The following is a 20,437-nucleotide window of genomic DNA, read 5'->3' as shown; positions in this document are numbered from 1 at the left end:
TCTGTTATAAATGATTCACATAAAGGAGTCTTTTTTTAGCATAGTGTTACTTAATTGTATCTTTAAAAACAATAAACGTATTAAAGTTTTGTTTTACAGATTTTTGAGTGGTTTTGTTGAATTATAATTAAAGCATCTAATACCTTTCTAAAAAGATCTTTAGTTGTATTAGAAATAGTAAGTAAATAAAAATACAAAAGCCCACTTATGATAGTGGGCTTTGATTAACTAATTCAAATAATTTACACAATGAAAACAAAACTAATTTGTTTACAACAAAATTAATTTCAAATTCTGTGCCAAAATTAAAAAATCTAAATAAGATAGATTTTAAATTTTGAATATTTTACATTTAATTAACATGTTGTTGTTAAAAAGTTAAAGATAGTGTAATGATTAGCTGGCATGTTTATGAGCTTTGTAAGAAGATCTTACCAAAGCACCGCTTTCAACGTACATAAACCCCATTTCTAAACCAAGCTCCTCATATTTTTTAAATTGATCGGGTGTTATAAATTGTTTAACGGGTAAGTGTTTTTTCGTCGGTTGTAAATATTGTCCAATAGTAATGATATCCAAACCAACATTTCTTAGGTCAGTCATGGTCTGAATAACTTCATTTTCAGATTCTCCTAACCCTAACATAATTCCAGATTTTGTTCTCATGCCATTGTCTTTTAGGTATTTTAATACTCCCAAACTACGATCATATTTTGCTTGAATTCTAACCTCTCTTGTTAATCTTTTTACAGTTTCCATATTGTGAGATACTACTTCAGGATGAACTGCTATTATTCGATCTATGAGCTTGTTATTTCCTTGAAAATCTGGAATAAGAGTTTCTAATGTGGTGTTTGGGTTCGCACGCCTAATTGCTTGAACAGTTTCGCTCCAAATAATAGAACCACCGTCCTTTAAATCATCTCTATCAACAGATGTAATAACCGCATGTTTTATGTTCATCAATTTAATAGAACGAGCCACTTTTTCTGGTTCGTCCCACTCAACAGTATCAGGTCTACCAGTTTTAACTCCACAGAATCCGCATGATCTAGTACACACATTTCCAAGAATCATAAAAGTAGCTGTTCCTTCGCCCCAGCATTCCCCCATATTGGGACAACTTCCACTGGTACAAATTGTATTTAATTTATACTTATCAACCAATCCTCTTAATTCCGTATATTTTTTACCAACAGGTAATTTAACACGTAACCACTTGGGTTTCTTTGTTCTTTGGGGTAAAACTAAAGACTCGTTTGCCATTTCTTATAACTAAATTCAAAATACAAATTTACGAAGAAAAGTTTTAGAAATTAAGTAAAAACCAAAGACTAAATAAAACTAGAAAAACAATTCCAGAAATACTTAATATTTTTAACCCTAAACGGGGTCTGTATTTTTTAGGAGTGTGTTTTCCTGTTATCAATACGTAATTTAATATAGCATAAAATGGAGCTGTTAAAAAAGATAAAATAGTGGCTATTTTAATTAAAAACCCCATATCAGATAAAAAGTATTTTAAAATGATAAAAGTACCACAAGCTAATATAACCAGCCAAAGCCAATACGAAAATATGGCTTTCTTGTTAAAAATTAAGAAAGATGTTTTTTCCATAGCACGTGGAGAGGCATCCATGGTCGTTAACGTTGTGCTAAACATAGTTGTAAAGGCCGCAATGCCAATAAAAATATTAGCATAGTTTCCAAGGTTCTTAGTATACAGATTGATCAGCTGGGCGGCGAAAACTGCTCCTTTATTAGAAAAAGATTGCCCTGTTTTGAACATTACCATAGCTCCTAAAATGACAAAGCAAACACTTAAAAAAAGAGTACCAATATAGCCTACATTAAAATCAAAAATTGCTTGCTTTGGAGAAATTTTCTCAAAAATATTTTTATTTTTCTCAACGGACCATAACGAATGCCATATTGAAATGTCTAAGGGAGCTGGCATCCATCCTAAAAAAGCAATTAAGAACGTTATTTCAGCAGTTCCTGAAGGAACTATTTGATTAAAAGTAAACCCTTTATTTGTATTTAAAATCGCAACCAAAACAGTCAATACTGTACTAATTGTAAGTATTATAACGATATATTTCATAAGGCTATCTAGAACTTTATATTTGCCAAATAATAAAATAGCAAAACTTATTGTACAAATAACGCCAGACCAAAGCACGAGATCATTAGTGAAACCAAATAAATTTGCAGCTAAACCAGCTGTAACAACGGTAACAGCAGCTTGAATAGTAAACATCGTTGCAAAGTTTAAAATATAATAACTAAGTAAAACACCTTTTCCTAATTTTTTATAGCCATCAAGGAGTGTTTCACCTGTTGCTGATGCATATCTTGGACCGTATTGAAAAAAAGGGTATTTGAAAATATGAGCTAAAAACAATGCCCAGAGTAAACCGAAACCAAATTCAGCACCAGCTTTTGTAGATTGAACTAAATGTGAAACCCCAATTGCTGCGCCCGCAAATAGTAGTCCAGGGCCTAAACTTGAAAATGCTTTCTTCATACATTAAATGTAATAAAAATGTATTTTAATTATTCTTAAAACACTTAAATTATGAAACAAGTTTTGTTTTTTTGTGATATTTTCTTTTTTGTAAGGTTTAGGTTGTGTTTTTGATAATTTCAGCCAAAAGCTTTTTCGCTCTTAATATTTTTACTTTAACATTATTAATTGGAGCGTCTATTGCTTCTGCTATTTCTTTATAGCTTAATTCTTGAAAATATCTAAGATTAATTACTTCTTGATATTTCGGTTTTAATTGCTTAATATCTTTTAAAAGTTTTGCTAAATTTTGTTCAGTTATTATTTTATCTTCAGGACTAGGAGAATCGTCGATGATATCATAAGCTTCTTCTTCTTTTTCTTCAGTGATCGAAATAGTAGTTTTTTCCTTCCTTAAAAAGTCTAAATAAACATTTTTAGATATGGCTATCAACCAAGTTTTAAAATGATATTTCTCATTAAAAGATTCTATTTTTTCAAAAGCTTTTGAAAATGCTTGGATTGCTATATCCTCGGCATCGTTATCATTTTTAGTTTTTTTTACTAAATAATAATAAACGTTACTCCAAAATTCATCCAATAAAAAATTAAAAGAGACTTGTTTTCCATTTTTTGCACCTGCAATATGTTTTGAAATTAATCGAGTATCTTTTTTCATGTCTTAGGTTTTGACAATAAGCTGCTTACTTTTATAAAAAAAACAAAAAGCATATAACTTAGATCTAAAATTGGTAAAAAATATAATAATTTATATTCTTTTATTTTCAAAATATATTTACTCATGAATGCATATTGAAAAAACAAATAAAAAGAAATAATAATTAAGCTAAATATTGGGTCATAATAACAGAAATAAAAGAAAAGTGCCCAAAAAAATAATTTTGTAATATTAAAAACTTGTAAAATAAACTTTATTTTTTTGGAATAAAATGAACGTAAAGACTGATGCTCTTTTAGTATTGTAAGAAAATTTAAAAAACTCCTGCTATGTTGTTCTTTTACATGACTATGAGGTGTTATTTGTACTTTAACCTTTGCTGTTTCAATAGAGTCTTTTAAAAATAAATCGCATTCTCCATTTGAAATATTCATATGATTTATAAAGCCTTTCGTTTTAAAGAAAAGTTGTTTACTATAGGCAAGGTTTTCGGAATATCCCTTGTAGGGTAGGTTTAATTTTGCGAATGTAAATGACTTTAGTGAAATTATTGTATTGTAAAATTGTATTAAAATGTTACTTTTTATAGACTTATAGCCAATTACGATATCAGAATGTGTAATTAGTTTTGAAGCCATTTCTTTTATCCAGAATTTACTTAAGGGCTTACATCTGATATTGGTAAATAGTAAAAAGTCATTACTACTTGCTTTTATACCAAGTGTTAAAGCATACTTTTTATTACCCCAAAAAACTTCTTTATTTTCTACGTTAACTAACTTAATATTTGAGTGTTTTTTTTGAAAATCTTTAATTAATTCAACACTATCATCTGTAGAAGAATGATCAATTAATATAATTTCAAAGTCATCATATTCTTGATCTATAATTGAAGGTAAATTTAATTTTAGGTCATTTTCGTTATTTTTAATATAAATAATAATCGAAATAGGTTTTTTGTTTGAGTTAGTTTTATTTTTTTCTTTAAGTAAGAAACTTTTGAAAAAAAATAAATAAAACAGAAATTGAACTAGTAGAGCTGCTATTAAAATACAGTACAACGAAGTAATAAACATACTATGTAACGATAGTTAGTTGTGTTGAGGCTCGCTACAGGTATCAAATTGATCTGGGGTCTTACCGCAAAAACCGCAAGCTTCGCCTGACTCATTTAAAACAGGGTTTTGACTAGCACATGTTCCAGCAAACTCTCCGTTTTTTTTCGCCCATATTTTTATTGCGATACCAGCAAAAGCAAGAGCTAGCAAACCAATTGTTACAAAGAATAATTCCATTTTAAAAAAATTAAAAAGCAAAGATAATAAAACTTAAAATCATTATCTCTGTAAAATAAAATGAATCTTTTTTTAAAGTAATTTAAACTTTTTATATCTTAAAGGTATCTAATCAAATTTTTTAAAAACTTATTACTCTTTGGAATATGAAAAACTATAAATTCATTTTCAGTTTTATTGTTTTAACATTTTTTTTAGCTTGTAGTACAGATAAAAATTCAACAATAAATGAAGGTTCAGAGAATATTAACCCAACTATATATGATATAAGATCCATATTATCAAAATTTGATAACGTAGAAGGACTAAGTTATGAAATTGATGGAGAGTTTGTGATTTTCACTACCGATAATTTACCAGATCATAAAAGCCCTTATTGGGATAAAAACAGCCCTATGTATGAGGATTATAATGGAACAAATCCTAATTGGGATCAAAATCCAAATGTTATACAACGACAAAATATAACATTGAAAATACCATTAAACCCCAAAGAGGCTAAAGATAAGCAAGCTACTTTATTGGGACCTATCGGGATATCAATTAATGGAGTTGTTTTTTACAATCAATATGCAGGACCTAACAATCAACCATTAACTAATGAAATTAATTCTTTTGATCAATACCAAGGACATCCACAAAATTTTGGTCAATATCATTATCATATAGAACCTTTATACTTAACCAAACGATATGGGAAGTCTGCTTTTCTGGGGTTATTATTAGATGGCTTTCCTGTATATGGGCCTCTAGAAGGAGAAACAACTATCACTAATGAAGATTTAGATATATATCATGGCCATATTTCAGCTACAGATGATTTTCCCGAAGGAATCTATCATTATAATATTACTACAGAGCCTCCGTATTTGAATGGGAATGGCTTTTATGGAACCCCAGGAAGTGTTACAGAATAAACAATGAGAGTACATAATTTAATTTTAGTTGTATTGATATCTTGCTTCCTTATTTTCCATAATATTGAAAATAAAAATAATTTGATTTATGAATATTCAAGAGATAATTTTGTAATTAAAAATGGATTCCTATTTCTAAATAAAAAAAAGTATTCAGGGAAGCTAAATAGATATGATTCAGTGAATTTGACGTATACTATTACAAAGTATTGTAGAGGTAAAAAAAACGGCAAAGAAATTGTCAAGTATGAAAATAATACAGTGGCAGAAGAAAGATTTTATACAAAAGGCGTTAAAACAGGTATTCATAGAGGATGGTGGAGAAATGGACTTCAGAAATTTGAGTATCATTTTAATGCTTCAGGTATTTACAATGGGAAAGTAAAAGAATGGTATTTCAACGGTCAAAAGGCAAGTATTTTTAATTTTGTGAATGGTAAGGAAGATGGGTGTCAAAGGTCTTGGGGATTTAATGGAGAAATAAAAGCAAATTATTCTGTAAAAGATGGACAGCGGTATGGAATGATTGGTAGAAAAGAATGTTACACAAGAAATAAGATAAATGAATAGACTTAAGAAACAGATTTTTATCGTTTTTATCGTTGTATTTAGTTGTCAAAGAACCAAAAAAATAGAAACAACGAAGTTACCTTTTTTTAATTCAGCAGAGATGACTCCGAAATGGATTTCTAAAGAAAGTTATGAATATAAAAGTATTCATAAAGTACCGGAATTTAAGTTTTTCAACCAAGAAAACAAGTTAATTACGGAAAAAACATATAATAATAAAATTTATATAGCTAACTTTTTTTTTACAAAATGTGCTGGAATTTGCCCGAAGTTAACTAAAAATATGCAGGTTCTCCAGAAAAAATTTATAAATGATGATGAAGTTTTATTAATTTCGCACTCAGTAACTCCTTTTCACGATTCAGTTTCCGTACTTAAAAAATATGCAGAAGAAAATAATGTTATTAATTATAAATGGAACTTAGTTACTGGTAAAAAAGACCATATATATGAAATAGCGAGAAAAGGATATTTTGTAGATGAAAATTTTATGATGCGTGGTGGTGAAAATACGTTCTTACATACAGAAAAATTTGTTTTGGTAGATAAAAAGAAAAGAATTCGTGGTGTATATAATGGAACGTTAGCTTTTGAAATGCAAAGACTTATTAAGCATATAGATATTTTGAAAAAAGAGAAATAATTTATCAAGCTGAATTTTCTCACTGATCAAAAAATCATACAAGTTGTTAGGATTCAAAGTAGTACATATTAAAAAACAATATTTAGTCTCTTAAAAGATAAGTAAATATTATTAAATCAATTTAAATTTAGAAATTTATAGAAGTAATCTATATAATATTTACCTCAATTTCTAATTTTATCGAAAAGGTATCTAATATCTTTTTTTGTATAGTAATCGCTAGATTGTAAATGTCTTTTCCAAGGGCATTATCATAATTAACTAATACTAACGCTTGTTTTTCATGAACTCCATAATTATCGATTCTTTTACCTTTAAAACCAATTTGCTCAATTAGCCATCCAGCAGGAATTTTTATCTGTGTTTTTGATATATCAAAAAAAGGAATATTTGGGTGTTTTTTTTGAAGTTTATAAAACTGATCTGAAGAAATGATTGGATTTTTAAAGAAGCTTCCACTATTTCCGATTTTTCTAGGATCAGGTAGCTTTGATTTTCGTATGCTAATTATAACATCTGAAATATCTTTAATTGTAGGTTCTTTTATTTTTCTGTAGTTTAATTCTTGTTCAATAATACCGTATTGGGTATTAAGTCTATGTTTTTTTTTACTTAGCTTGAAAGTTACGGAAGTAATGATAAACTTTCCTTTTTTTTCGTTTTTGAAAATAGAATTTCTATACCCAAATTTACAGCTTTCATTAGAAAAAGAATGTAATTTACTTGTACTTATTTCCAGGGCAGTTACATTAGTTATAACATCTTTAACCTCAGATCCGTAAGCACCAATATTTTGAATTGGTGATGTCCCTACATTTCCAGGGATTAAAGAAAGGTTTTCAACCCCTCCATAGTTTTGAGAAATACACCATAATACAAAATCATGCCAATTTTCACCAGCATTAACAGTTACATAAACAAAATCACTATTTTCTTTATCAATTGAAAGTCCTTTTATGTTTATATGAACAACAAGCTGATCAATATCCCTTGTTAAAAGAATGTTGCTGCCTCCACTAATCAGAAAAATATCTTTTTCGAATTTTAAGATTTCTTTTAACTGATATAATGATTTAACTGAAATAAAACGTTTGGCATTCACATGAACACCAAACGTATTAAAATTTTTAAGAGATATATTTTTTTGTATTTCCAAACTTACTGATTCTTATATTTTTCAAGAGCAACTCTTAATATTGTTGCACATCGTTTTAAGTCTTCTTTGTTCAAAACATAAGCAATGCGAACTTGATTTAATCCTTCGCCCTTTGTTGAATAAAACCCTCCAGCAGGAGCTACCATTAAAGTTTCGTTATTGTGATTAAAATTTTCTAAAATCCACTGAGCGAAGTCCTCTGTATTATCAACAGGTAATTCAACAATACAATAAAAAGCTCCTTTTGGAGACGCCACTCGAACTCCTTCAATTTTTTGTAATTCTGAAATTAAAATATTTCTTCTATCTTGATATTCTTCAATTACCTCTTTAAAATATGTTTCAGGAGTGTCTAGAGCTGCTTCACTAGCCAATAAAGCATAGGTTGGAGGGCTTAAACGAGCTTGAGCAAATTTAAGTGCAGTATTAATAAATTCATTATTTTTTGAAACAATACAACCTATTCGAGCTCCACACATGCTGTATCTTTTAGATACAGAGTCAATCATGATTGTATATTTGTCCAATTCATCCATAGACATCACAGAGTTGTGTTTTTCACCATCGTATGTGAATTCGCGATAAACTTCATCAGCGATTAAAAACAAATCATGCTTTAATACAATTTCCTTTAGCTTTTCAAGTTCTTCTTTACTGTATAAATAGCCTGTAGGATTTCCAGGGTTACAAATTAAGATAGCCTTTGTTTTTGCTGTAATTAACTTTTCAAAATCTTCAATTGCAGGTAATGCAAAATTATTTTCAATTTTAGAAATTACAGGAACTACTGTAACTCCAGAAGCTGTTGAAAAACCGTTATAATTAGCATAAAAAGGCTCAGGAATTATAATTTCATCACCTGGATCTGTAATGCTTCCAATAGTAAATAGCAGTGCTTCTGACCCTCCTGTAGTAGCTACAATATTATTTGCATTGACATTAATTCCATTCTTTTTATAATAATTAGCCAATTTAGCTCTGTAGGTATCAGATCCTTCTGATCTAGCATACGATAAGACTTCAATAGAGTTGTTTTTTACAGCATCAAGCGCTACCTGTGGTGTTTTGATATCCGGTTGCCCAATGTTTAAATGGTAAACTTTAGTACCATTTTTTTTTGCTGCCTCTGCATAAGGAACTAGTTTTCTTATAGGTGATTGAGGCATTGCGTTTCCTTTATTAGAAATAGATGGCATTTTTCAAAAAATTAGTTGTTTAAAAGGCAAATTTGCAAAAATAATTCGATAATGGTATAGTGTTTTATTTAAAAAAAATAGAAGACAAAACAAGAACCATACTAAAATTATCTTAAAATATCATCGTATCTTTATTAGATCCTTAAATTATAGACTTTTGAATAAAAAAATAATTCTATTGATATTGATATTAGCTACAGTATCTAATGCCAGTTCTCAATTTAATTTTATCAATAACTCTGAAAAAGAGGTTATTGAATTTCGATTGATTAATAACTTAATTGTCTTCCCTCTTCAAGTTAATGGCAAGAATCTCTCATTTATTTTGGATACAGGTGTTAGAAAAACAATTCTTTTTAACCTTAATCAAAGAGATAGCCTAGAATTAAAAAATACTCAAAAAATTCTTATACGGGGATTAGGAGCAGGACAACCTGTTGAGGCAATCCATTCCAAAGGAAATGAAATTAGAACAGATAAGATTTTGGGATTTAATCAGAATATTTTTGTTATACTCAATGACACTTTTAATTTATCTTCTAAAATGGGGACAACTATACATGGTATTATTGGTTATGACCTTTTACAGGATATTATTTTAAAAATAAATTATAAGAATAGGCTATTAACACTTATCAATCCTAAAAAATATGAACCTCCAAAATGCAGATCCTGTGAGCGTTTAGATATTGAATTTTACAGAAAAAAACCGTTTATAAATATTTATGTAAGTACAGATAGTGTTAATAAAAATATTCCTGTTAAGATGCTAATTGATTCTGGCGGGAGTGATGCAATTTGGATGTTTGAAGGAACTGATAAAAATATTATTACACCAAAAAAGTATTTTTCTGATGTTTTAGGAGAAGGTTTGAGCGGTATAATTTATGGTAAAAGGAGTAGGGTTAACAAAGTAAAAATAGGAAAATATGTAATAGAAAAACCTACAGCATCTTTTCTGGACACATTATCTACTTATAATGCAAGAAATTTCAAAGAAAGAAATGGTAGTATTGGTGGGGGGATTTTGAAAAGATTCAAGGTTTGGATAGATTATCCTAATAAAAAAATAATTCTTAAAAAAACGGGATCATTGAAAAAGGGTTTTTATTACAATATGAGTGGCATACATGTAGAATATAATGGACTAGATTTAGTAAGGGAAAAAAAAGAAAGAGGTGGGTATGACCAATATGGAAGTAAAAGTAATGGTGTACAAATCGTTTCTTTAGCAAGTGATTATATATATAGATTTAAACCTTCCTTTAGGATTCAGAGTGTTGTAAAAGATTCTCCAGCCGACTTAGCAGGAGTTAAATCGGGTGATATTATTAAAAAAATCAATAATAAATTTGGATATGAATATACATTGGAGTCTATTTCGGAACTATTCCATACAAAACCTAATAAAAAAATAGTTCTTGTTGTTGAAAGAGAGGGGGGGGGAGAAATGAAATATAGATTTCATCTAAAGCCAAGAATATAAGTGTTTTAAAGATGTTTTTTTTGATTTTGCCTTTAAATTGACTAATTGAAGCCTTTAACATTCCCCATGTCAAGACTACCAATAGAAAGATCATGTTTCGAAGGGAGTATGACTCCTGACTCACAAGTAATCCAGTCGTTCCATGTAGCTTCCATACCTCCAACAGGTATAATAGATACCCACATTTTAAAAGAAACAGGCTTTCCTTTTTCGTCTAGAATCCATAAGTAAGAATCTCCTGGTGTTGAACCTCCTGTGGTGTAGGTTATAAGTAAGGCTTTGTTGTTTTTATAATTAACGAGATTTCTTTTTATACCTTGTTCAAAAATTTTATAAGGAGCAACTAACCAAAAGCTATCGTTATTAAAGTAATCGATAGCTTTTTGAAGTATATCAGGAGCATTTGTTTTCTCATTTTTCACGAAAACAATACTACTTTTAGGATTTTTTGTATGCAGAGAAACGCGTTTATCATCCCACATAACGGATACCGTATCCAATTCTTTATCCCATTTATAAAAATGTTTTCCTCTAAAACTCCATTCAATAAAGCGAGTCGTTTTATAAGCGTCATAATTTAGAGCCTTCAACATTTTTTGGGCTAACTCATCAGCTTTTTTACCTTCTTCACCTTCTGGAATTGGTTCATTTTTACTATACGTATAAATACCCAGAGCAACTGCTAAAATTAATAGTAAAAGCCCTATTATTTTCAATAGTTTTTTCATCTTAACTAAAAAATATTTTACAGCTAAGATACCAAATTATTTGTGCTTTTGTTAGTACTCTATGACATACGTTGGAATGGTAATGTTTTGAATTAATTTCACGTCAGAGATTGGGTCTACTTCCTTTTGAACTATAGGAAAAATTCCAACCCACATTGATAATCTGACAAGCTATCTTACTTTCCAGGAATCACACAATCAAGAACGTATTTTAAGGCAATCTCTTTCTTTTCATTATCCTCTATTTTTTTCGAATTACTGAAAATTGTGACAGAGCGATAGTTTACCGAATGATTAAATATTTAAGGAGCAACAACCAGGTCGTCCAAATGGATAATGATAATACTCATTACTTCTAATAAAAGTAATGATTGTAACATTCTGTTACCGTTAGAGTCATGTAAATAAATTTTATAATCAATTCTTTCATAGTTTATTGGGGTGCTAATGGTCACGCCATCGTAGGTATAACTTACATAACCAAAAAATAATTCTGTATAAATTATTTTATTAATTTCACCTTGGTTGCGTACAGCTCTTTTGGTGCCTCTTTTTACCCTGTTTAATTTATGAATTATAATACTCTTTAATTTACAAAGATTTTGAAAAATCGAAATTGTCATAGTCGGTTTCTCCAACACGAAAAGAATAATTTCAGACTTGCAAGAACCCATTTTTTTGATAAAATTTAACAGTTCGATGATTATTAATATAAGTTGTTAACCAGATAGTGTCGAATTTTAGTTCTTAAGCTTTATTCAAAATAGTGGCTAGGGTTTGTTGACCTAGTTTTTAAGGAATAAATTCATTCAGTATATATTCTTTCCAATCTACAACAGTTATTTGAGTTAACATGTTCATTTTTTTATTTAAAACTATTTTAGCAAATTCGACAGGGAAAGTATTATTGTAAAGCATGAAGTAGGTGTTGTTTTTAGTTACGAGGTCTTTTACGATTTTTTCAATAGAGAAGTCACGTTATTTTATTCAAATAGGTCTTGTGTATTCTCTATGAAATGACCATGAGATTCACAGAGTAGGTTATTCTACCTAATAAAGCGACTAGTTCGGTATTTCATTGATTGGCTAATTTTATTTCTAACATAAAAAAAATATTGTTTACCTTTCGTTAGGCCTGATCTTTTTGAAAAGATTTATTGTTTCTTTAAGTTTATCAAGGTCTTTTGGTAAGTACACTTTTATTGTTGAAAGAGGATTGTTTTTTAGATATCTTTTCGGTTTAATAGGTCTTTTTACAAAATTACCACAACAAGATGTATATACGTTAACTTCAAATTGCAAAAGGTCTAAAACCTGTAATAGCTTATTTTTATAATCTTAAGGCTTCATTAACTTTCTAAACAGCTTGTTTTTGGAATATGGCTAACAGGAAAATTGAGGGAGTTTGCAATATAACAGAGCTCATTAGCTTTATGATGCAGATTATTTGCTTTTTCAATCATAGATGATTTTTGAACAACTACCATAGGTTGTAGTATGATTTCCGTAAATTTTCCTCCTCCATTATTCGTCTCAATCATAGTTCCAGTTACGTTATCTAAATATTCCATAACAACAACACCAGCTTCAGAGCATAAATGAAGGTACCATAACATATGACAAGTGGAAACAGAGGAAACGAGCATATCTTCAGGATTGTGTTTTGTTATATCTCCTCTAAAACTAGGATCTGATGATCCTTTTATTACTGTTTTTTCTTTAACAATAATTTCATGACTACGTTCATAATCTCGATAACCAGAGGTACCTGTTCCATTATTTCCAGTCCATTTTATAGTTGCGTTGTAATAGTGTTGTTTAGACATGCTTTTTAAAAAGATTAGTTATTAATTCATGTTCGTTAACAAAAATACTATTTTTAAGGAATATTGTTTAGCCCAGTATTAATAGATTAAGCAGTCCAGATGTCCCCATATAAAACTAGGTTTATACTTAAAAAGAACACGAATCAACCTCTATATTTACAGTTAGCAAACTAGTTTATTCTAAATAACTAAAGGGAGTTTGCCTAGTGGTACAAAACTGTTAGGAACTAGGTTGTTATGTGATTTGTTAAATGTGCATAGAAAAACAGTAGTGTCATGTTATGAAGAATTGGAAGAGCAAGGATGGGTGATAAGTATGTCCAAGAAAAGAACTTTTGTTAAAGAAGATCTTCCCATTTTAAATCAACAAGAATTTACTAATTTAAAAGAAGAGCGTGGTACTACTGAAGGATCCGATTTTATTTTTTATAAAGACCCATTATTAACAGAAAAGAAAAGTGTTAATGATGAAGGATGTATTAAAATAAATCATGGCGTTTCCGACACAAGATTGGCTCCAACCGTTGAACTAGGAAGGATTTACCGACGTATTTCGGCACGGAAAAACATATTTAAAGATATTTCCTATGGTTCTACCTATGAAAACGAAAGATTAAGATAGGTATTAGTAGAATACTTAAATTCTTCAGGAGGCTTAAAAATAACCAAGAATAATCTCTTAATAACGAGAGGAAGTCAAATGGGGATTTGGCTAAGCGCGCAATTATTACTCAGGGAAAATGACACAGTTGTTGTAGGGATGACGAATTATTCTTCAGCGCATATCACTTTTATGCAAACTCGAGCTACATTAAAAAAGGTATTAGTAGATGCTGAGGGAATTGTTATTTCCGAAATTGAAAGAATTTGCAAAACTACATCTATAAAAGCGGTTTATATTACCTCACATCATCATCCTACTACTACGGTTACATTATCTGCTGAACGAAGGCTACACCTTTTAAATTTGGCACGAAAATATCGTTTTGCTATTATTGAAGATGATTATGATTACGATTTTAACTACAATCACGCTCCTATTTTACCTCTAGCTAGTCATGATGATAGAAAAAATGTAATTTATATAGGATCTGTATGCAAAACTGTAGCTCCAGTTTTTCGAATAGGTTATTTAATAGCTTCTAAAGCTTTTGTGAAAGAAGCTTCTAAATTTAGAGGTTATGTTGACAGGCAAGGTGATGCAATACTTGAATTAACATTTGCAGAATTTATTAAGTCTGGAGATTTGGATAGACATATTAGAAAAATCTTGAAGATATATGAAGAACGAAGAAACTTATTCTGTAGCTTACTCAAAAGTGAGCTTTCACATTATTTGTCCTTTGATGTTCCAAAAGGAGGTATGGCTATTTGGGTAAAACTAAATTCAAACTTTTCCTAAGAGGAGGTTAAAAAAGAAGGGGTAAAGTATAATTTTTCATTGGGAGATTGGAAACGTTACGATATGGCGGATAAAAAACATAACGCCATGCGAATGGGGTTTGCTAGTTATACTATAGAAGAAATTCATCAATTAATAGAAAAGTTGAAACAGATTTTTATTCAAATAAAATAGATGTTTTGTTACTCCTTTTAATATTGTAGATTAAAAGGATGCTTTAATCATTCTATTATTGCCAAATAAGTCTTTTTTTAAAGAAATATTTTGAAAACCATTATTTTTTATTAGAGAAGAAGTTTCTTTGCTTAAGTATTGATTAATTTCAAAAAATAACATTCCTTCTTTTTTTAAGTACGCTGAAGCCAGCTTTGATATTTTATCGTAAAAAATAAGGGGATTATCGTTTTCAACAAACAGCGCTAGGTGAGGTTCGTTATTTAAGACATTGTTTTTCATTTCTCCTTTTTCAAGATTTCTTACATAAGGTGGATTAGAAACAATAATATCATAGTTGCCTGGAAGTTTTTTACTATTAAGTATATCCATATTTAAAAAAGAAATTTCTACATTATTAAGTACAGCATTTTGTTTTGCAATAGTTATGGCATCATTGGAAACGTCAATTGTAGTAACGATGGCTTTTGGAATATTCACTTTTAAACTTATGGGAATACATCCCGATCCAGTGCCGATATCTAGAATATTTAATTCTGTATCAATATTCTTAGTCTCTTCAATAATCCATTCAACTAATTCTTCTGTTTCAGGTCTTGGTATTAGGGTTTTGTTATTTACATTAAAAGGAAGTCCATAAAATTCAGTTTTACCAAGTATATATTGTATCGGCTCTTCGTGCTTCAATCTTTCTATTATGGATAGAATTACGGGTTGTTTTTCCTTATTTATGATATCATTAGCTCGAAGAATACTATCAATTCTTTGAAAGTTTAAGAATTCTTCTAAAACGATGAAAAAAAAGGTTTTTATTTCGTTTTTAGGATATATGGAAGAAAGTTCTTCTTCGAATAATAAATTTAATTCTTTAACAGTCATTTATTTCAAATCTTTGATCATCCAAACATTGCATGAATAGTGTCCTGTATTCCCCATGGGATTATCTAAGTTTTTGAAACCATTCTTTTTGTAAAGTGTTTGTGCTGCAATCATAAAAGGCATTGTTTCCAGATAGCATTTTTCAAAGCCATCTCTTTTTGCTTGATTTAAACAATGTTTAATTAATAAACTTCCCAGCCCTTTACCTCTTGTAATTGGTAATAGATACATTTTCTGGAGTTCGCAAATGTTTTTAGTTGTTCCTTCAAGTTTAGCATATCCAGCTCCTCCCACTATTTTACCATTATACTCAATAACATAATAGTGTCCTGTTAAATTCAAATAGGTTTCATACATTTTATCTGTTGCTTTATCTTCAAAAGCAGTGCCTGTTTTGGGCGCACCAAACTCAATTAATACAGATCTAATTAGTTGAGCAATTTCGATATTATCATTCGGCTTTATTTCTCTTATAATAAAATCTGAAGGAGTCATAAGAATATAGTATTTTTGCGTTGCAAATTACCTAAAAAAATACAATTATGAACGGTATAAAAATTACTTGTTTTTTATTTTTTTTGATTTTTACAAGTTGTAAAATAAATGAGGCTCCAACTTTTATAAAAATAGAAAATTTAAGTCTAATTCGATCAACATCGAAACATATTATTTTAGGAGGTGAAGCATTATTTAATAATCCAAACCTTGTAGGAGGTAAACTTGTTATTAAAGGAATTGACGTGAGTTTAAATCAAGTAAAATTAGGAAAAGTCGAATCGGAAGATTTTAAAGTACCTATTATGGATAAGTTTACGGTCCCATTCAGAGTTACTGTTCCTTTATCAGACATTCATAAAGTTGAAAAAGGAAAATTAATGGAAGGCATTATAAATTCGTTTTTAAAGAAAACTATAAATCTTCGTTTTAAAGGAGATATAATCTATAAATTATTTGATTTTTCAACAAATTATCATGTTGATGAAGAAAAAGAGGTTAAAATTATACTATAAAAATTTTTCAATTGGATCACGAAAAGTACATGCATCGATGTTTACAACTAGCTAAAATTGGAATTGGTAATACAAGACCTAATCCTAGTGTAGGAGCTGTCATCGTTTTTGAGGATAGCATTATAGGTGAAGGAGTTACTTCTCCTTATGGTGGACCGCATGCAGAGGTGAATGCAATTAATTCAGTCAGAAACTTATCTTTATTGGAAAACTCAACAATATATGTTACACTAGAGCCTTGTTCTCATTATGGAAAAACACCTCCATGTGCTGATTTAATTATAGCGAAGAAAATACCTAATGTTGTAATTGGTTGTATTGATACAAATTCACTTGTTGCAGGCAAAGGAATTAAAAAACTGGAAAAAGCAGGTTGTAATGTAACCGTAGGGATTCTTGAAAGTGATTGCTTTGATCATCACAAGCGATTTTTTACGGTGCAGAACAAACAAAGGCCTTATATAATTTTAAAATGGGCTGAAACAAAAAATGGTTTTATAGCGCCCAAAACAAAAGATGAATTGAAGCCAGTTTGGATTTCAAATCAATACTCTCAACAGTTAGTTCATAAATGGAGAAGTCAAGAGCATGCTATTCTAGTTGGAACGAGTACAGTACGATTAGATAATCCATCATTAAGTGTTAGAAGTTGGAAAGGAAATAACCCCATAAGGTTTGTAATTGATAAGAAGCTTGCGTTGCCTTTAAATAGCAATATTTTTTCTAGAGACCAAAAGACAGTGGTTATTTGCGAAAAATCTATGAATAATAATTCTGAAAAAATTGTTTATGAAGTTGTTGATTTCTCTGCTAATCTATTGATTGAGATTATTAAGATTTTAAATAAACATAAAATTCAGTCTATTATTATAGAAGGAGGAAGAAAAACATTACAACAGTTTATTGATCATGATTTATGGGATGAAGCAAGAGTATTTACAGGAGAAATTGAGTTTAAAGAAGGACTACAAAAACCTTATTTAAATAGCGAAGTAAAAGAAGAAAAAACAAAGTCAAATGATATCTTACGGATTTATAGAAATATTTAATTCTGTGTAATTATCTCGATATGTAATAGATTTTTTACCTAAATCTGAAAGATATAAATTAAAAAATAAATAAATAATTATAATAAAATGATACATATTATTTTAAGTATAGTCTTTTCCACATCACTTTTTGCAATTTTCAAGTATTTTGATATTTATAAAGTTAAAACACTCCAAGCAATTGTAATTAATTATTTTGTAGCATTTTTTCTAGGAATGTTTTCCGCAAATACTATTAGCAGTATCGGAACTATTGGAAATCAACCATGGACAGAAGGAGCTTTTTTGCTAGGGGCATTATTTATAACTGTTTTTTTTGTGATGGCTAAAACAGCTCAATATAATGGTGTCTCTGTAGCATCAATAGCAGGAAAAATGTCTGTCGTGATTCCTGTAACTTTTGGAATAATTTTATATAATGAAAGTACCTCTATATCAAAAATAGCAGGCATTGCCATAGCGTTATTAGCCGTATACTTATCTTCAATTAAGGAAACAGAAAATAATAAAAAGGGAAATTTATTATTTCCTATTCTATTGTTTTTAGGATCAGGCGTTATTGACACGACTCTAAAATATGTAGAGACCAATTATGTTTCTCAAAACGATGTCGATTTTTTTTCTGGGAGCTTATTTGGTTTTGCAGCGTTATTTGGATCAATAGTATTATTAATAAGGTATTTTGTTTTCAAAGAAAAATTAGAACTTAAAAGTTTATATGCAGGCTTAATTCTAGGTATACCTAACTACTATTCAATAGTATTTTTAGTAAAGGCACTTCAAAATAAGAATTTTGAGAGCTCTACTTTATTCACTATTAATAATGTAGGGATAGTGTTATGTTCAACATTATTAGGTCTTCTTATGTTTAAGGAAAATTTTAGTTTAAAAAATAAAATAGGAGTTGTTCTTGCTATTATAGGGATTATTCTTGTCACAATCGCGTAATGAGTAGTAATTTAAAAGACGATACATATAAGACAATTAAAGCTCCTTCTGAAGAAACACTTTTCAAAGATAGAAATAGTAAGTTCTTTGGTTATGCTTTTCCTGTTAAAACGGAAAAAGATATAAAAGAGAGGCTTTTAGAACTAAAGAAAGTTCATCCTACGGCTGGACACCATTGTTATGCCTGGCAAATTGGAGAAGAGAAAAAACAGTTTAGAATAAATGATGATGGAGAGCCTAATAATTCCGCAGGGCAACCGATTTATGGTCAAATTCAAGCTTTTGGAGTTACTAATATTTTAATTGTTTCAGTGCGCTATTTCGGAGGAACCAAATTAGGAGTAGGAGGTTTAATAAGTGCTTATAGAAAATCTGCACAATTGGCATTGGAAGCATCTCAAGTTGTAGATAAAACAATCAATGTAAGCTTTGAGTTAAAGTTTGAATATGAAATGATGAATAGAGTTCAAAGAATCATCAAAGAACGTAACTTGATAATTGTTACTCAAACTATGGAAATTAGCTGTAAATTCATAATAGCTGTTCGAAAAAAACATTCAGCACAGATTTTCGATATTTTTAATAACATGTTTAAAATCGACATAAAAAAAGTTAATTAGATAAGATAATTTTAGATACTATTCTTTAAATAGAACTAATAAGATTTATTTTAACGTAATTGAACTGTGAAAATAATTCTCCATAAATGTCTTAATAATTTAAAAATGTATTCAAAAAAGAAGTTACTTTTTTTCATTATAGAAATATAGTTTTTTTATGTTTATTTGTTGATAGTTAGAAAGTTAAATTTGTGTCGGTTCAATTCAGAAAAGCCATCAATTTTTTTGCGGGGATTGAGATTATAAGGATAAGTATAGTGACCCAAAAAGCTTTGAAACGAACACAAAAGAACTCGGTAAAGAATTGGTAACTATTTAAAAAGGAGATACACAAAGTAAATTATTTTACTTGGAGATTTGTTTTCAAGAATTAAAAAACTAATGACTTGATTAAAATTCTGAATAAGGAGGTATTTCCATAAAAATATTGAACTTACTGTAAATCTGAATAAACAATTAAAATTTGGGGTAGAAGGTGTTGTTCTGGAAATAATTGACAAGGATAAAGTATTTGCTGAATTTTATGAAAGTAAAGGGGGAATAAATTGAGTGGAATGATGAATTGGTTTTTGAAATCGAAATTAATCAATTTAGACTAAAAAAATAAAAACAGTCAGTCCACAATAATAAACTACATTAAAACATATTTTGTACGAAATGTTAAAAGTATATTTACAAAAAGCATTTTTTAAGACGTATTTTTTTATGTTCTAAATTTATTGAAACTGGTGATCAAAAATTGAAAATTTTTATTGTTAGGCCTAAACATCTGTAAACGTTTATATTTGCAACGGAAATATACACAATTGTGTCCCCGCTAGTTATACTTAATTAAGACGAAATGACAGAATCGGAAATAATAGATAGCGATTTATCATCTACAAAAGAAAGAAGACGTAAACTACTGCCAGTTTGGATAAAAATATTCCTTTGGATATTTATGGTTTTCGGAGCAATAGTACCAGTTGGTTTAATACTAGGGGCGATAGGTCTTGATTTTAATCTTGCACTATATGGTTTAGAAACAACTAATACACTATCTATTACAGGATTATTAATAATTCTATTTTTGGCAATTAAAGGAACCGTGTCTTTTGGCCTTTGGACTGAGAAAGATTGGGCGGTTAACCTTGCGATAATTGACGCAATTATCGGAATTGTCACTTGCTCAATTGTAATGCTAGTATTACCATTTTTATCAGATAATAATGGGGTTAATTTTGATATAAGATTAGAGTTGATAGCACTTACACCTTATCTAATTAAAATGAGAAAGATAAAAGGAGATTGGTATAATAGAAAGTAAAAAATAAGTATAACAATGTGTATAGTGCATAGTAACCTGCGGGATAC

General features: G+C 29.3%; 22 protein-coding genes and 1 pseudogene. 11 read left to right on the top strand and 12 right to left on the bottom strand.

Annotated features, from left to right (window positions below; genetic code table 11):
* Nucleotides 1-396: 396 nt before the first annotated feature.
* The 5 genes from lipA to AC2GW8_RS01905 form a co-directional block, all read right to left on the bottom strand.
* The gene (gene lipA, locus AC2GW8_RS01925) at nucleotides 397-1,266 is read right to left on the bottom strand and encodes a lipoyl synthase (RefSeq protein ID WP_440881109.1); all 870 of its coding nucleotides are present in this window, start codon (nucleotides 1,264-1,266) and stop codon (nucleotides 397-399) included.
* Nucleotides 1,267-1,309: 43 nt separating this feature from the next.
* Nucleotides 1,310-2,527: an Nramp family divalent metal transporter gene (locus AC2GW8_RS01920; RefSeq protein WP_440881108.1), complete on the bottom strand. Its 1,218-nt coding sequence runs from the start codon at nucleotides 2,525-2,527 to the stop codon at nucleotides 1,310-1,312.
* Between the two features lie 97 nt (nucleotides 2,528-2,624).
* On the bottom strand, nucleotides 2,625-3,185 hold the full coding sequence (locus AC2GW8_RS01915) for an RNA polymerase sigma factor (RefSeq protein ID WP_440881107.1): 561 nt from the start codon (nucleotides 3,183-3,185) through the stop codon (nucleotides 2,625-2,627).
* Nucleotides 3,182-4,261, bottom strand: a complete 1,080-nt coding sequence (locus tag AC2GW8_RS01910) for a glycosyltransferase (RefSeq protein ID WP_440881106.1) — start codon at nucleotides 4,259-4,261, stop codon at nucleotides 3,182-3,184. Before AC2GW8_RS01910 ends, AC2GW8_RS01915 begins: the two co-directional genes overlap by 4 nt.
* A 15-nt stretch (nucleotides 4,262-4,276) precedes the next feature.
* Entirely contained in the window at nucleotides 4,277-4,480 is a 204-nt protein-coding gene (locus AC2GW8_RS01905; RefSeq protein WP_440881105.1) for a membrane or secreted protein, read from the bottom strand.
* A 146-nt stretch (nucleotides 4,481-4,626) separates the two neighbouring features.
* Here AC2GW8_RS01905 and AC2GW8_RS01900 point away from each other — a divergent pair, with 146 nt between their 5' ends.
* The 3 genes from AC2GW8_RS01900 to AC2GW8_RS01890 are packed head-to-tail and all read left to right on the top strand — an operon-like array spanning nucleotide 4,627 to nucleotide 6,610.
* The gene (locus AC2GW8_RS01900) at nucleotides 4,627-5,397 is read left to right on the top strand and encodes a YHYH protein (protein ID WP_440881104.1); all 771 of its coding nucleotides are present in this window, start codon (nucleotides 4,627-4,629) and stop codon (nucleotides 5,395-5,397) included.
* A gap of 3 nt (nucleotides 5,398-5,400) precedes the next feature.
* A complete protein-coding gene (locus tag AC2GW8_RS01895) occupies nucleotides 5,401-5,967 on the top strand; it encodes a toxin-antitoxin system YwqK family antitoxin (RefSeq protein ID WP_440881103.1) in 567 nt (188 codons plus the stop codon).
* The gene (locus AC2GW8_RS01890; protein WP_440881102.1) at nucleotides 5,960-6,610 is read left to right on the top strand and encodes an SCO family protein; all 651 of its coding nucleotides are present in this window, start codon (nucleotides 5,960-5,962) and stop codon (nucleotides 6,608-6,610) included. The genes AC2GW8_RS01895 and AC2GW8_RS01890 overlap by 8 nt, the downstream gene beginning before the upstream one ends.
* Before the next feature lie 148 nt (nucleotides 6,611-6,758).
* Here AC2GW8_RS01890 and murB read toward each other — a convergent pair whose 3' ends face one another.
* Together murB and AC2GW8_RS01880 are read right to left on the bottom strand one after the other, a co-directional pair.
* Nucleotides 6,759-7,766: a UDP-N-acetylmuramate dehydrogenase gene (gene murB / locus AC2GW8_RS01885; RefSeq protein ID WP_440881101.1), complete on the bottom strand. Its 1,008-nt coding sequence runs from the start codon at nucleotides 7,764-7,766 to the stop codon at nucleotides 6,759-6,761.
* A gap of 2 nt (nucleotides 7,767-7,768) precedes the next feature.
* Nucleotides 7,769-8,962 carry a pyridoxal phosphate-dependent aminotransferase gene (locus tag AC2GW8_RS01880; protein WP_440881100.1) on the bottom strand — a complete coding sequence of 398 codons (1,194 nt, stop codon included), beginning with the start codon at nucleotides 8,960-8,962 and terminating at the stop codon, nucleotides 7,769-7,771.
* Between the two features lie 157 nt (nucleotides 8,963-9,119).
* On the opposite strand from AC2GW8_RS01880, the gene AC2GW8_RS01875 reads away from it, so the two are divergent.
* Nucleotides 9,120-10,448 (top strand): retropepsin-like aspartic protease, encoded by a 1,329-nt coding sequence (locus tag AC2GW8_RS01875; protein ID WP_440881099.1) that lies wholly within the window; start codon nucleotides 9,120-9,122, stop codon nucleotides 10,446-10,448.
* Between the two features lie 41 nt (nucleotides 10,449-10,489).
* On the opposite strand, the gene AC2GW8_RS01870 is transcribed toward AC2GW8_RS01875, so the two are convergent.
* From AC2GW8_RS01870 to AC2GW8_RS01860, 3 genes are all read right to left on the bottom strand, one after another.
* A complete protein-coding gene (locus AC2GW8_RS01870) occupies nucleotides 10,490-11,176 on the bottom strand; it encodes a hypothetical protein (protein ID WP_440881098.1) in 687 nt (228 codons plus the stop codon).
* Nucleotides 11,177-11,478: 302 nt separating this feature from the next.
* A complete protein-coding gene (locus AC2GW8_RS01865) occupies nucleotides 11,479-11,850 on the bottom strand; it encodes a PNPOx family protein (RefSeq protein ID WP_440881097.1) in 372 nt (123 codons plus the stop codon).
* A 675-nt stretch (nucleotides 11,851-12,525) separates the two neighbouring features.
* On the bottom strand, nucleotides 12,526-13,002 hold the full coding sequence (locus AC2GW8_RS01860; RefSeq protein WP_440881096.1) for an OsmC family protein: 477 nt from the start codon (nucleotides 13,000-13,002) through the stop codon (nucleotides 12,526-12,528).
* Nucleotides 13,003-13,201: 199 nt separating this feature from the next.
* Here AC2GW8_RS01860 and AC2GW8_RS01855 point away from each other — a divergent pair, with 199 nt between their 5' ends.
* A complete protein-coding gene (locus tag AC2GW8_RS01855; RefSeq protein WP_440881095.1) occupies nucleotides 13,202-13,624 on the top strand; it encodes an aminotransferase-like domain-containing protein in 423 nt (140 codons plus the stop codon).
* A 15-nt stretch (nucleotides 13,625-13,639) separates the two neighbouring features.
* Nucleotides 13,640-14,404: pseudogene (locus AC2GW8_RS01850) on the top strand (aminotransferase-like domain-containing protein); the annotation flags it as partial.
* Between the two features lie 204 nt (nucleotides 14,405-14,608).
* On the opposite strand, the gene prmC reads toward AC2GW8_RS01850, so the two are convergent.
* Both prmC and AC2GW8_RS01840 read right to left on the bottom strand, forming a co-directional pair.
* Nucleotides 14,609-15,457, bottom strand: a complete 849-nt coding sequence (gene prmC, locus AC2GW8_RS01845; RefSeq protein WP_440881094.1) for a peptide chain release factor N(5)-glutamine methyltransferase — start codon at nucleotides 15,455-15,457, stop codon at nucleotides 14,609-14,611.
* Complete coding sequence (locus AC2GW8_RS01840; protein WP_440881093.1) at nucleotides 15,458-15,952, bottom strand: GNAT family N-acetyltransferase; 495 nt, start codon at nucleotides 15,950-15,952, stop codon at nucleotides 15,458-15,460.
* 47 nt (nucleotides 15,953-15,999) lie between these two features.
* On the opposite strand from AC2GW8_RS01840, the gene AC2GW8_RS01835 reads away from it, so the two are divergent.
* The 5 genes from AC2GW8_RS01835 to AC2GW8_RS01815 all read left to right on the top strand — a co-directional run bounded on the left by AC2GW8_RS01835 (nucleotide 16,000) and on the right by AC2GW8_RS01815 (nucleotide 20,390).
* Nucleotides 16,000-16,467 carry an LEA type 2 family protein gene (locus tag AC2GW8_RS01835; RefSeq protein WP_440881092.1) on the top strand — a complete coding sequence of 156 codons (468 nt, stop codon included), beginning with the start codon at nucleotides 16,000-16,002 and terminating at the stop codon, nucleotides 16,465-16,467.
* Nucleotides 16,468-16,478: 11 nt separating this feature from the next.
* Complete coding sequence (gene ribD, locus AC2GW8_RS01830; protein WP_440881091.1) at nucleotides 16,479-17,516, top strand: bifunctional diaminohydroxyphosphoribosylaminopyrimidine deaminase/5-amino-6-(5-phosphoribosylamino)uracil reductase RibD; 1,038 nt, start codon at nucleotides 16,479-16,481, stop codon at nucleotides 17,514-17,516.
* 87 nt (nucleotides 17,517-17,603) lie between these two features.
* On the top strand, nucleotides 17,604-18,464 hold the full coding sequence (locus AC2GW8_RS01825; RefSeq protein ID WP_440881090.1) for an EamA family transporter: 861 nt from the start codon (nucleotides 17,604-17,606) through the stop codon (nucleotides 18,462-18,464).
* Nucleotides 18,464-19,084 carry an IMPACT family protein gene (locus AC2GW8_RS01820; protein ID WP_440881089.1) on the top strand — a complete coding sequence of 207 codons (621 nt, stop codon included), beginning with the start codon at nucleotides 18,464-18,466 and terminating at the stop codon, nucleotides 19,082-19,084. The genes AC2GW8_RS01825 and AC2GW8_RS01820 overlap by 1 nt, the downstream gene beginning before the upstream one ends.
* 841 nt (nucleotides 19,085-19,925) lie before the next feature.
* The gene (locus AC2GW8_RS01815; RefSeq protein ID WP_440881088.1) at nucleotides 19,926-20,390 is read left to right on the top strand and encodes a hypothetical protein; all 465 of its coding nucleotides are present in this window, start codon (nucleotides 19,926-19,928) and stop codon (nucleotides 20,388-20,390) included.
* Nucleotides 20,391-20,437 lie beyond the last annotated feature (47 nt).

The organism is Tenacibaculum profundi (genome assembly GCF_057162725.1).
Note: the sequence above shows the minus strand (reverse complement) of the source record. Positions and strands in the feature narration are given on the sequence as shown.

Excerpts from the sequence above, each read along its gene's own strand:
- AC2GW8_RS01905 (WP_440881105.1), bottom strand. The coding sequence starts at position 4,480 with ATGGAATTATTCTTTGTAACAATTGGTTTGCTAGCTCTTGCTTTTGCT.
- AC2GW8_RS01825 (WP_440881090.1), top strand. The coding sequence starts at position 17,604 with ATGATACATATTATTTTAAGTATAGTCTTTTCCACATCACTTTTTGCA.
- AC2GW8_RS01865 (WP_440881097.1), bottom strand. The coding sequence starts at position 11,850 with ATGGGTTCTTGCAAGTCTGAAATTATTCTTTTCGTGTTGGAGAAACCG.
- AC2GW8_RS01820 (WP_440881089.1), top strand. The coding sequence starts at position 18,464 with ATGAGTAGTAATTTAAAAGACGATACATATAAGACAATTAAAGCTCCT.
- AC2GW8_RS01815 (WP_440881088.1), top strand. The coding sequence starts at position 19,926 with ATGACAGAATCGGAAATAATAGATAGCGATTTATCATCTACAAAAGAA.
- AC2GW8_RS01835 (WP_440881092.1), top strand. The coding sequence starts at position 16,000 with ATGAACGGTATAAAAATTACTTGTTTTTTATTTTTTTTGATTTTTACA.
- AC2GW8_RS01890 (WP_440881102.1), top strand. The coding sequence starts at position 5,960 with ATGAATAGACTTAAGAAACAGATTTTTATCGTTTTTATCGTTGTATTT.
- AC2GW8_RS01900 (WP_440881104.1), top strand. The coding sequence starts at position 4,627 with ATGAAAAACTATAAATTCATTTTCAGTTTTATTGTTTTAACATTTTTT.
- AC2GW8_RS01920 (WP_440881108.1), bottom strand. The coding sequence starts at position 2,527 with ATGAAGAAAGCATTTTCAAGTTTAGGCCCTGGACTACTATTTGCGGGC.
- AC2GW8_RS01880 (WP_440881100.1), bottom strand. The coding sequence starts at position 8,962 with ATGCCATCTATTTCTAATAAAGGAAACGCAATGCCTCAATCACCTATA.
- AC2GW8_RS01910 (WP_440881106.1), bottom strand. The coding sequence starts at position 4,261 with ATGTTTATTACTTCGTTGTACTGTATTTTAATAGCAGCTCTACTAGTT.
- AC2GW8_RS01860 (WP_440881096.1), bottom strand. The coding sequence starts at position 13,002 with ATGTCTAAACAACACTATTACAACGCAACTATAAAATGGACTGGAAAT.
- AC2GW8_RS01895 (WP_440881103.1), top strand. The coding sequence starts at position 5,401 with ATGAGAGTACATAATTTAATTTTAGTTGTATTGATATCTTGCTTCCTT.
- AC2GW8_RS01870 (WP_440881098.1), bottom strand. The coding sequence starts at position 11,176 with ATGAAAAAACTATTGAAAATAATAGGGCTTTTACTATTAATTTTAGCA.
- AC2GW8_RS01840 (WP_440881093.1), bottom strand. The coding sequence starts at position 15,952 with ATGACTCCTTCAGATTTTATTATAAGAGAAATAAAGCCGAATGATAAT.
- AC2GW8_RS01915 (WP_440881107.1), bottom strand. The coding sequence starts at position 3,185 with ATGAAAAAAGATACTCGATTAATTTCAAAACATATTGCAGGTGCAAAA.
- prmC (WP_440881094.1), bottom strand. The coding sequence starts at position 15,457 with ATGACTGTTAAAGAATTAAATTTATTATTCGAAGAAGAACTTTCTTCC.
- lipA (WP_440881109.1), bottom strand. The coding sequence starts at position 1,266 with ATGGCAAACGAGTCTTTAGTTTTACCCCAAAGAACAAAGAAACCCAAG.